The organism is Caballeronia cordobensis (assembly GCF_001544575.2).
GTDB lineage: Bacteria > Pseudomonadota > Gammaproteobacteria > Burkholderiales > Burkholderiaceae > Caballeronia > Caballeronia cordobensis.
In genome coordinates this window covers 110,148-117,741 of the sequence record NZ_FCNY02000022.1, presented here as the reverse complement: position 1 = coordinate 117,741, position 7,594 = coordinate 110,148, and the positions used below count along the sequence as shown (strand labels likewise).

Here is a 7,594-nt window from a genome sequence, read left to right as displayed (position 1 = left end):
ATGTCGCCGGGCGACACGATCTGGTATTTCTGGCCGTCGTTCGGAGTGACCGTGAGATTGCGGCCCTGAACGGTGACGTTCTTGACTTTGCCGTTCTTCGCGTCGTCCATGAACTGCGAATAGGAGACACCTTCCTGGACGCGGGGCTTATCGAACTGCTTGAACACCGTAAACAGCACCAGTGCGATCACGAGCCACACTGCCGCTTTAGAGAACATATTGTTGTTCAAAGCACCACTCCTCACTCATAGACGGGCGCCTACATAAACCTTGCGACGCCACGAAAGCATTCTAATCCAGACCGCTAACCCCTGCCATAAGGTTTATCTACCGCACATATAGCGGCAGAGAGGCCTTTTTCGACATAATCCGCGAAAATATCGCCGATTTTCGCCGAATCGCTTGAGCGGGCCTTCAGTTCGGGCGCTTGAGCCGCCGCCCGAGGATAAAAGTCTCCGACGATTTGTCGCGAGAGGCCTTCGGTTTGCGCGGCGCCACCACTTTGAACTGGTGTTTGAACTTCTCGACGATCTGGCTATATCCGCTGCCATGAAAACATTTGACCAGCAGCGCACCCTCCGGTTTCAGATGGTTTTGCGCAAACTCCAGCGCCAGATCGCAAAGATGCTCGATGCGCGCCGCATCGGCACTCGCTACGCCTGAGAGGTTGGGGGCCATGTCCGAAATTACAAGGTCCACCTGCCGTTCTCCGACGATTTCCGCGAGTTGCGCGAGCACCTCGTCCTCGCGGAAGTCACCCTGGATGAAGGTGACGTCGGCGATCGGTTCCATCGGCAGGATGTCCAGCGCGATGATCGTGCCGTCGATGCCGCCCTCGCGCTCCGTATTGCGCTTCGCGCCGTGCGCGAGCTTGTTGCGCGCGTACTGGCTCCAGCTGCCGGGCGTCGAGCCGAGATCGACGATCACCTGCCCCGGCTTGATGAGCTTGTCCTGCTCATCGATCTCCTTCAGCTTGTAGGCGGCACGCGCGCGGTAGCCTTCGCGCTGCGCCATCTTCACGTAAGGGTCGTTGATGTGGTCATGCAACCACGATTGATTAAAACGGTTCTTTGCCATTCAACTGAGCTCAATTGGCGCGCTCCCGGCGCGCCCGGTGCGTATTTTGCTGCATCGCGCGATGCTTTTAGCGGATAATACGCGTCTTGTTGGCCGGACCGGTCATCGGGCGCTCGCGCGCATCGAAACCCGGCATCCGGCCTGTTCTGTTTCTGGTGGGCGGGCCGCGCAACCGATCGAATCGAAGCGCCGCCGATTACGCGCGAATCCTTGCGCGCTCGCGTAGAGCGAGTTCGATCCGCCTTGCGAGCGCACCGTGCGCACGTCTTGCCGCCCACATTTTAGTCGAGTCCCGAATCTCTCATGCCAGCTCTTAAACTCTCCCCCGCCGAGCGCGCCGACCTGCGCTCCCAGGCCCATGCGCTCAAGCCCGTCGTGCTCGTCGGCGCGGAGGGTCTGACCGATGCCGTGTTCAAAGAGATCAACGTGCATCTGGAAGCGCATCAGCTCATCAAGGTCCGCGTGTTCGGCGACGAACGCGAAGCGCGCGTCGCGATCTACGACGAAATCTGCGATCGTCTGAACGCCGCGCCTATCCAGCATATCGGCAAGCTGCTCGTGATCTGGAGACCCGAAGGCGCCGCGCCGAAGAGCCGCGCCACCCGCACTCGAAGCACCATGCCGCCGAGCGCGGGCGAAGCCGCCGACGAACGTCCGGCCAAGGGCCGCGCGCCGCGCACCGTCAAGGCCGTGAAGATCACGCGCGATGCGCCCGCGTTCAAGAAGCCGAAGAAGCAGACGCTGAAGGTGCTCGGCAACGAGCGCGTGACGGCGGGCGGAAACGTGAAGCGCGCGAAGAAGCGTCAGTCCAGCGCGAAGCGCCAGCATCAGGCGGTCAAATAAGCGCACCGCAATAAGCAACGGCGCGTGCGTTCGCGATGGAACCCACGCGCCGCCGGACGAGCATCGCTACTCAGCTTCGCGCTCGTTTCGCCGCCACCTTGGCCGATTTGCCCTTCGGCACGATCTTGACCGGCGCCGCGCCCGGCAGACGCCACACCAGCGCAATACCAAACAGGCACTCGATCAGATAGATCGCAGTCGATATGCCGTGCAGAATGCCGAACTCTTTCGCATACGGCGAACTTGCGAGATCGGTGCCGGCTTCCTGCGCCGCCATGCGCAGCGAATTCATGAACGGCTGCAGGCCGAAATAGCCGATCAGCACGCACACGAGCATCACCGCGACGATCCAGCGCACGCGCTTGTAATCGACGATGCCGCTTCTCACGAAGCGATTGCCGATCAAAATCAGCACCAGCGCGGAAATCACGCCGATGATCGCCTCGATCCGGAAGTACTGCGCCGCCACCGAGCCCGCCGTCGTGCGGTCGAGCATCGAGAAGAGAACCGGCGCGCCAATGAGGCCCAAGGTCAGCAGACTGCCGACCCAGACCATGCTGACGGTGCGAAAAAGCCGGTGCTCCATCAGACGTAACGAACCGCGATGATTTCGTATTCGCGAGCGCCGCTCGGCGCCTGCACCGATGCCACGTCGCCTTCGGACTTCGCGATCAGCGCGCGCGCGATCGGCGAGCTCACCGAGATGAGACCGTGGTCGAGATCCGCTTCGTCATCGCCGACGATCTGATACGTGACCGTATTGCCGGACGCCAGGTCTTCCAGTTCCACGGTCGCGCCGAACACCACGCGGCCTTCGGCTTCCACTTGCGTCGGATCGATCACTTGCGCGGCAGCCAGCTTCGACTCGATTTCCGCGATGCGGCCCTCGATGAAGCCCTGTTTTTCCTTCGCGGCGTCGTACTCCGCGTTTTCCGAGAGGTCGCCCTGCGCCCGCGCCTCCGCGATCGCGGTGATGACCGCCGGACGCTCCACGGCCTTCAGGCGTTGCAATTCGTCGCGCAGCAACTCCGCGCCGCGCTTCGTCAAAGGAATCGTGCTCATAGACCACTCACAAACAATTTCGTCAAAAAAATTACCGCGGTTAAGCGCATCTCCCTTGACAGGAGACGCCGCTTAACCGCGGCTCGTGATGCTTAGACCGGTAATCGAAGCCTTAGTTTAGGCGAGCATGCAAGCCTTGTAAATCATAGACTTCCAAATCGCGCAGATAGCGCAGCCCTTCCACCGCCGCGCGCGCGCCCGACATGGTCGTGTAGTACGTGACCTTGTTGGCCTGCGCGCTCATGCGGATCGAGCGCGAGTCGGCGATCGCGGCGCGCGTTTCGTCGACGGTCGTGAAGACGAGCGCGATCTCGCCGTTCTTGATCATGTCGACGATGTGCGGACGGCCGTCCTTCACCTTGTTGACCGTCTTCACCGGCACGCCCGCCGCCGCGATGGCCGCAGCCGTGCCCTTGGTTGCGACGATCGGATAGCCGAGTTCGTGCAGCATCTGCGCGACTTCGACGGCCTTCGGCTTGTCGGCGTCCATCACGGTCAGGAGCACCGTGCCCGATTCCGGCAGACGCGAACCTGCCGCGAGTTGCGACTTGAACAACGCTTCGCCGAACGTGCGGCCCACGCCCATCACTTCGCCGGTCGAGCGCATTTCCGGTCCAAGCACCGGATCGACCGCCGGGAACTTGACGAACGGGAACACCGCTTCCTTCACGCTGAAGTACGGCGGAATCACTTCCTTCGTGACGCCTTGCGCCTTCAGCTTCTGACCGACCATCGCGCGCGCGGCGATCTTCGCGAGCGGCAGACCGGTCGCCTTCGACACGTACGGCACCGTGCGCGATGCGCGCGGATTCACTTCCAGCACGTAGATGATGTCCTTTTTCGAGCCATCGTTCTGCGGAACTTGCTGGATCGCGAACTGCACGTTCATCAGGCCGATGACGTTCAGCGCCTTCGCCATCGCGGCAGTTTGCCGCTTCAGTTCGTCGACGGTGTCCGTCGACAGCGAATACGGCGGCAGCGAGCACGCCGAGTCGCCCGAGTGCACGCCCGCCTGCTCGATGTGCTCCATCACGCCGCCGATGAAGACGTCGTCGCCATCGGAGATGCAATCGACATCACATTCGATCGCGTCGTTCAGGAAGCGGTCGAGCAGCACCGGCGAGTCGTTCGACACCTTCACGGCCTCGCGCATGTAGCGTTCGAGGTCGCGCGGCTCGTGGACGATTTCCATGGCGCGGCCGCCCAGCACGTACGACGGACGCACGACCAGCGGATAACCGATTTCCTCCGCGAGCTTGAGCGCTTCGTCTTCCGCGCGCGCCGTGCGATTCGGCGGCTGACGCAGATCGAGATCCTTGAGCAGCTTCTGGAAGCGCTCGCGATCTTCGGCGGCGTCGATCATGTCCGGCGACGTACCGATGATCGGCACACCATTCGCTTCGAGATCGAGCGCGAGCTTGAGCGGCGTCTGGCCGCCGTACTGCACGATCACGCCAACGGGCTTTTCCAGATCGACGATTTCGAGCACGTCTTCGAGCGTCAGCGATTCGAAGTACAGACGGTCGGACGTGTCGTAGTCGGTCGAGACGGTTTCCGGGTTGCAGTTGACCATGATGGTTTCATAGCCGTCCTCGCGCATCGCGAGCGCGGCATGCACGCAGCAGTAGTCGAACTCGATGCCCTGTCCGATCCGGTTCGGGCCGCCGCCCAGCACCATGATCTTCTTCTTGTCCGTCGGATTCGCCTCGCACTCTTCCTCGTAGGTCGAGTACATGTACGCCGTCTTCGTCGCGAATTCGGCGGCGCACGTGTCGACGCGCTTGTACACCGGACGCACTTTCAGTTCGTGGCGCTTCTTGCGCACGTCGGCCTGATTCGAACCCGTGAGCTTCGCGAGACGGCGATCCGAGAAGCCGCTCTTCTTCAGATACAGCAGTTCGTCACGCGTGAGGCTTGCGAGCGTGCGGCCTTCGAGCGCCTTCTCCTTGAGGATGATCTGTTCGATCTGCGCGAGGAACCAAGGATCGATCGACGTCTCTTCGAAGATCTCTTCCATCGTGAGACCAAGACGGAACGCATCGCCGAGATACCAGATGCGGTCCGGACCCGGCTCGCCGATTTCGCGGATAACCTCGTCGCGGCTCGTGGTCTTTTCATCGAGACCGTCGACGCCCACTTCCAGACCGCGCAGCGCCTTCTGGAACGATTCCTGGAACGTGCGGCCCATCGCCATCACTTCGCCGACCGACTTCATTTGCGTCGTCAGGCGCGAGTCGGCTTCGCGGAATTTTTCGAACGCGAAGCGCGGCACCTTCGTCACGACGTAGTCGATCGTCGGTTCGAACGATGCGGGCGTTTGTCCGCCAGTAATTTCGTTCTTCAGTTCGTCGAGCGTATAGCCGCAGGCGAGCTTCGCGGCGACCTTGGCGATCGGGAAACCCGTTGCCTTCGAGGCCAAAGCGGAAGAACGCGACACACGCGGATTCATCTCGATGACGACCATGCGGCCATCGTTCGGGTTGATCGCGAACTGCACGTTGGAGCCGCCCGTGTCCACGCCGATTTCGCGCAGCACCGCGAGCGACGCGTTACGCAGCACTTGATACTCTTTGTCGGTGAGCGTTTGCGCCGGCGCGACGGTGATCGAGTCGCCGGTATGCACGCCCATCGGGTCGAGGTTTTCGATCGAGCAGACGATGATGCAGTTGTCCTTTTTATCGCGGACGACTTCCATCTCGTACTCTTTCCAGCCGAGCAGCGATTCTTCGATCAGCAGTTCGCGCGTGGGCGAAAGATCGAGTCCGCGACGGCAAATCTCTTCGAACTCTTCCTTGTTGTACGCAATGCCGCCGCCCGAGCCGCCCAGCGTGAACGACGGGCGAATGACGGTTGGGTAACCGCCGCTGCCGGTGGCTTCCGCGATCTGCGCCTGAACCGCGAGCGCCTCTTCCATCGAATGCGCGATGCCCGACTTGGCCGAACCGAGGCCGATCTTCGTCATCGCGTCCTTGAACTTCTGGCGGTCTTCCGCCTTGTCGATCGCTTCCGGCGATGCGCCGATCAGCTCGACCTTGTACTTCTCCAGCACGCCGTGATGGAAGAGATCGAGCGCGCAGTTGAGCGCGGTCTGTCCGCCCATCGTCGGGAGGATCGCGTCCGGGCGCTCCTTCGCAATGATGCGTTCGACGACTTCCCACGAGATCGGCTCGATGTACGTGACGTCGGCCGTGTTGGGGTCGGTCATGATCGTCGCCGGATTGCTGTTGACGAGGATGACCTTATAGCCTTCCTCACGCAGCGCCTTGCAAGCCTGCGCGCCCGAATAGTCGAACTCGCACGCCTGGCCGATGATGATCGGGCCCGCGCCGATGATGAGGATGCTCTTGATGTCTGTGCGCTTCGGCATAACTGCTCTCGATGAATATGTGCTGTTTTCTGTTCTTTACGCTGCGACCTTTTGCGCTTCCATCAGCTTGATGAAGCGGTCGAACAGATACGCGATGTCGTGCGGGCCGGGCGACGCTTCCGGATGGCCCTGGAAGCAGAACGCGGGCTTGTCCGTGAGCGCGAAGCCTTGCAGCGTGCCGTCGAACAGCGAGACGTGCGTGACCTTCGCGTTGGCGGGCAGCGTCGACGCATCGACCGCAAAACCGTGGTTCTGCGACGTAATCACGACACGCCCGTCTTCCATGTCCTTCACCGGATGGTTCGCGCCATGGTGGCCGGTTTTCATCTTCATGGTCTTTGCGCCGACGGCGAGGCCCATGATCTGATGGCCGAGACAGATGCCGAAGGTCGGAATGCCGCGCTCGATGAATTCCTTCGTCGCCGCGATCGCGTAATCGCAAGGCTCGGGATCGCCGGGGCCGTTCGACAGGAAGACGCCGTCCGGATTGAGCGCGAGCGCATCGGCGGCCGAAGCTTGCGCCGGCAGCACCGTGACGTGACAGCCGCGCTCGGCCAGCATGCGCAGAATGTTGAACTTGACGCCGTAATCGAACGCGACGACGCGGTACTTCGGCGCTTCCTGCTTGCCGTAGCCGCTACCGAGACGCCATTCGGTCTGCGTCCACTCGTAAGGCTTTTGCGTCGATACGACTTTCGCGAGATCCATGCCGGCGAGGCCGGGGAACGAGCGCGCGAGTTCGAGCGCCTTCGCTTCGTCGTCGGAGCCCGCGAGAATGCAGCCGTTCTGCGCGCCCTTCTCGCGAAGAATGCGCGTGAGCTTGCGCGTGTCGATACCCGCGATCGCGACGACGCCCTGCGCCTTCAGATAGTCGGCGAGCGTTTGCTCGGAACGGAAGTTGGATGCGAGAACCGGCAGGTCGCGGATGATGAGACCGGCGGCATGGACTTTGGTGGCTTCGACGTCTTCGGCATTGACGCCGTAGTTGCCGATATGCGGATAGGTCAGCGTGACGATCTGCTGCGCGTAGCTCGGATCGGTCAGGATTTCCTGATAGCCGGTGATGGCGGTGTTGAATACCACTTCGCCGATCGTCGAACCGGGCGCGCCGATCGATTGACCACGAAAGACCGTGCCGTCGGCAAGTGCGAGCAGTGCGGGGGAAAATGACGGCAACACGGGAAGCTCCTTGGGGGACACCCTGTTACCGACCTGTCTGTCCGAAATTCAGGCTTGGCTTCCCGC

At 61.8% G+C, this 7,594-nt stretch carries 7 protein-coding genes; 1 reads left to right on the top strand and 6 read right to left on the bottom strand.

Going from position 1 to position 7,594, the window contains the following annotated elements; translation table 11 throughout:
* Both AWB70_RS31225 and AWB70_RS31220 read right to left on the bottom strand, forming a co-directional pair.
* Positions 1 to 230: ATP-dependent metallopeptidase FtsH/Yme1/Tma family protein (locus tag AWB70_RS31225; RefSeq protein WP_200826455.1), on the bottom strand; the 230-nt coding region annotated here is incomplete at its 3' end.
* Between the two features lie 184 nt (positions 231 to 414).
* Positions 415 to 1,077 (bottom strand): RlmE family RNA methyltransferase, encoded by a 663-nt coding sequence (locus AWB70_RS31220; protein WP_014191920.1) that lies wholly within the window; start codon positions 1,075 to 1,077, stop codon positions 415 to 417.
* Positions 1,078 to 1,380: 303 nt separating this feature from the next.
* On the opposite strand from AWB70_RS31220, the gene AWB70_RS31215 reads away from it, so the two are divergent.
* Entirely contained in the window at positions 1,381 to 1,920 is a 540-nt protein-coding gene (locus AWB70_RS31215; RefSeq protein ID WP_053568551.1) for a YhbY family RNA-binding protein, read from the top strand.
* Between the two features lie 70 nt (positions 1,921 to 1,990).
* Here the strand turns inward: AWB70_RS31215 and AWB70_RS31210 are convergent, their stop codons facing one another.
* The 4 genes from AWB70_RS31210 to carA form a co-directional block, all read right to left on the bottom strand.
* Positions 1,991 to 2,506 (bottom strand): DUF4149 domain-containing protein, encoded by a 516-nt coding sequence (locus AWB70_RS31210; protein ID WP_053568552.1) that lies wholly within the window; start codon positions 2,504 to 2,506, stop codon positions 1,991 to 1,993.
* The gene (greA, locus tag AWB70_RS31205) at positions 2,506 to 2,982 is read right to left on the bottom strand and encodes a transcription elongation factor GreA (protein WP_014191923.1); all 477 of its coding nucleotides are present in this window, start codon (positions 2,980 to 2,982) and stop codon (positions 2,506 to 2,508) included. The genes AWB70_RS31210 and greA overlap by 1 nt, the downstream gene beginning before the upstream one ends.
* Before the next feature lie 112 nt (positions 2,983 to 3,094).
* The gene (carB, locus tag AWB70_RS31200; RefSeq protein WP_053568553.1) at positions 3,095 to 6,349 is read right to left on the bottom strand and encodes a carbamoyl-phosphate synthase large subunit; all 3,255 of its coding nucleotides are present in this window, start codon (positions 6,347 to 6,349) and stop codon (positions 3,095 to 3,097) included.
* A 36-nt stretch (positions 6,350 to 6,385) separates the two neighbouring features.
* Entirely contained in the window at positions 6,386 to 7,528 is a 1,143-nt protein-coding gene (gene carA / locus AWB70_RS31195; RefSeq protein WP_045450844.1) for a glutamine-hydrolyzing carbamoyl-phosphate synthase small subunit, read from the bottom strand.
* Between the last annotated feature and the right edge of the window lie 66 nt (positions 7,529 to 7,594).